At 34.0% G+C, this 2701-nt stretch carries 3 protein-coding genes; 2 read left to right on the top strand and 1 reads right to left on the bottom strand.

The genetic code is table 11. From position 1 onward, the window contains the following. Positions 1–149 precede the first annotated feature (149 nt). Together rdgB and K6343_04685 are read left to right on the top strand one after the other, a co-directional pair. Positions 150–908: an RdgB/HAM1 family non-canonical purine NTP pyrophosphatase gene (gene rdgB / locus K6343_04690; protein ID MEF3245262.1), complete on the top strand. Its 759-nt coding sequence runs from the start codon at positions 150–152 to the stop codon at positions 906–908. A gap of 39 nt (positions 909–947) precedes the next feature. After that, complete coding sequence (locus K6343_04685; GenBank protein MEF3245261.1) at positions 948–1934, top strand: hypothetical protein; 987 nt, start codon at positions 948–950, stop codon at positions 1932–1934. 43 nt (positions 1935–1977) lie between these two features. Here the strand turns inward: K6343_04685 and K6343_04680 are convergent, their stop codons facing one another. After that, positions 1978–2475: a prepilin-type N-terminal cleavage/methylation domain-containing protein gene (locus K6343_04680; GenBank protein ID MEF3245260.1), complete on the bottom strand. Its 498-nt coding sequence runs from the start codon at positions 2473–2475 to the stop codon at positions 1978–1980. Positions 2476–2701: the final 226 nt, after the last annotated feature.

The raw sequence follows: 2701 nt of genomic DNA, 5'->3' as shown, positions 1-2701 counted from the left end.
CATTGTTGGTCAACGGAGGATGTCCCCTTTCCTCCGTAATAATTCAAGACAGGATTTCCCCTCGCCTGTCTTAAAAGCAACACCTCCTCGGGTCAGGTTCCCCTCCTCCTGACCCATTTTTTATTTGTAAGAATAGTGTATAATTTAATATGCTTAAAATCCTCGTTGCAACAAAAAATAAAGGAAAACTAAAAGAAATAAAAGATATAATGAGCGATCTATCAATTACCCTTATTCCCCTAAGCGAAAACGAACAAGAAGTTGAAGAAAATGGAGCAACCTACCTTGAGAATGCTCTATTAAAAGCAAAAACCTACGGAAAAAAATACAATTTAATTACCCTTGCAGATGATTCTGGCTTGGAGATAGATGCCTTAAATGGGCTTCCAAATATTTATTCATCAAGATACCTTGGAAAAGATACCCCCTTTGAAGAAAAAATGAAACACATCCTAAAAATTATGGAAAATAAAACCAATCGGTCTGCTCGTTTTAGATGTGCAAGTGTGCTCTATTTTCCCAAGGAAGAGCGTTTTGTATCTTTTGAAGGAGTGGTAGATGGAGAAATTCTTAAAGAAATACGTTATGGAAATTCGGGCTTTGGATATGACCCAATCTTTAAACCTAACGGTTTTGACAAAAGCTTTTCCGAATTGGGTTATGAAGTTAAAAATAAAATCAGTCACCGCGTAAAAGCACTTTTAAAAGTAAAAGAATACATAAAAGAAAACCTATTAGGAGGAAGTAAAATGACTGAAATAAAAATAAACGGCAAAAGACTTGTTGCAAATAAATACGTGTATTCTGTCTTTGAAAAAGTGATATTTGCCCTTTTAGAAACTCTTAAAGATATTCCAGAGATTGAAACCGTAGAAATTAAAATAGACAAAAAAGAAGAAAAAACATAAATTTGGTTATAAAACTATTTTAAACTTAGGAGGTATACTGTGGCAAAAGTAGTCATTTTAGGTAATTATCCTTCGAATGTTATTGAACTATTTGAGTATGCAAAAAAGGAGTTCGGTGTAAGTGATGTTGAGGTAGTAATTCCTAAAAATGATGAAGAAAAATTTGAGGCATTAAAGAATGCAGTTGCAGTAATTTCTGGCGCTCTTTCACTTGAGGAAATCAATAGCGCAGTAAATTTAAAATTTATTCAGGTTCCTTTTGCTGGTGTTGATACCTACGATGTAGAAGCACTTATTGAAAGAGGTATTAAAATTGCTAATGTCCATTCAAACGCAACGGCTGTTGCAGAGTTTGCGATGTCACTTGTGCTTGCTCTTGCAAAAAACATTGTAGAAGGAGATAGAGATTTAAGAATTGGTTACTGGCACGGTTGGATGTCAAGAGAACCAACCATAAGCCTTCAGGGAAAGACAATGACAATCCTTGGATTGGGAAGCATAGGGAGAGAAGTTGCAAGGTTTGCAAAAGTATTTGGTATGTATGTAATAGGTGTTAAAAGAAGTAAGAGTGACGAACAAATCCCAAACGTAGATGAAATTTATACAACCGAAGATATTGGAAAAGCAGTTGAAAAAGCTCACTTTGTAGTGTGTGCACTTCCACTTACAAAAGAGACAAAAGGCATTGTAAATAGAAAACTCTTTGAAAAAATGGTTAATAAGTTTTTTGTTAACGTTGGGCGTGGTGCCGTTGTAAACGAAGAAGACCTTTTTGTTGCTCTTAAAAAGGGCATTCTTAAAGGGGCAGGTATTGATACTTGGTGGGTATATCCACCAACTCCCATGCAAACGGCTTATCCTTCAAGATACCCCTTCCATGGACTAAAGAACATTATAATGACTCCACATGCAGCAGGTTTTACAGATAATACACCTGCACTTATATGGGAAGATGCAATTAAAAATGTGTTAAGATTTCTAAAAGGGCTCCCCATTGAAAATGAGGTAAAAGAAACAGGATATTAAAAAAGCCCCTTTTCAGGGGCTTTAAAAATATGTAGTTATTAAATTAATTTGAGCTTACAGTAATTTGACCACCAGGTAACATTGTAAAGGTGTAGGTTTTTCCATCAATCACAGCTATAACGGTAAGTGTATAAATATTGCCATCTGAAGTGTATGTAATGGAACCACTCCCATTATACAGGTTAGATTTTATTTCAAGTGATTTTAAGGCTTCAAGTGTAATGTATTGGATCCCTCCTTTTTCTCCAGTAATAGTGGCAGCGGAAGAAACGTTTATATAGCCCGAACCAGTACCAGTGCCAGTTAACTCAACTTTTAAATATGCCCAACTATTTGCTTCAGAAGTATTATAAACAGGATATTTCGTCCAATTTGTTTTAAACGCCTCTAATGCCGTTGCAATGGCCTTTAAATTATATTCAATTACAGCAACCCTTGATCTATTTACCAATGTAAAATAACTTTGAACTATAATTGCAGCAAGTATGATAATTATTGCAATTGCAATCATTAACTCAATCAGCGTAAAACCTTTTTTCATTCTTCACCTTTTATAAACATTTTTAGCTAAGCAATTTTTTATTTCAAATATTTTATTCTCAGGGTAACTGCAATTCATTATTTTTATATTATATTCTCATAAGTTGTAAAAAGCAATAAAGATTTAATTAAAACTGTTTTAAGATTTATAAAAAACCGATATTAAAAAAGCCCCCTTCTGGGGGCTTTAAAAATATGTAATGTATTAAACTAAGAAACGCTTACAG

Source organism: Caldisericaceae bacterium (assembly GCA_036574215.1).
Classification (GTDB): Bacteria; Caldisericota; Caldisericia; order Caldisericales; family Caldisericaceae; genus Caldisericum.
This window is presented reverse-complemented; position numbering and strand designations above follow the sequence as displayed.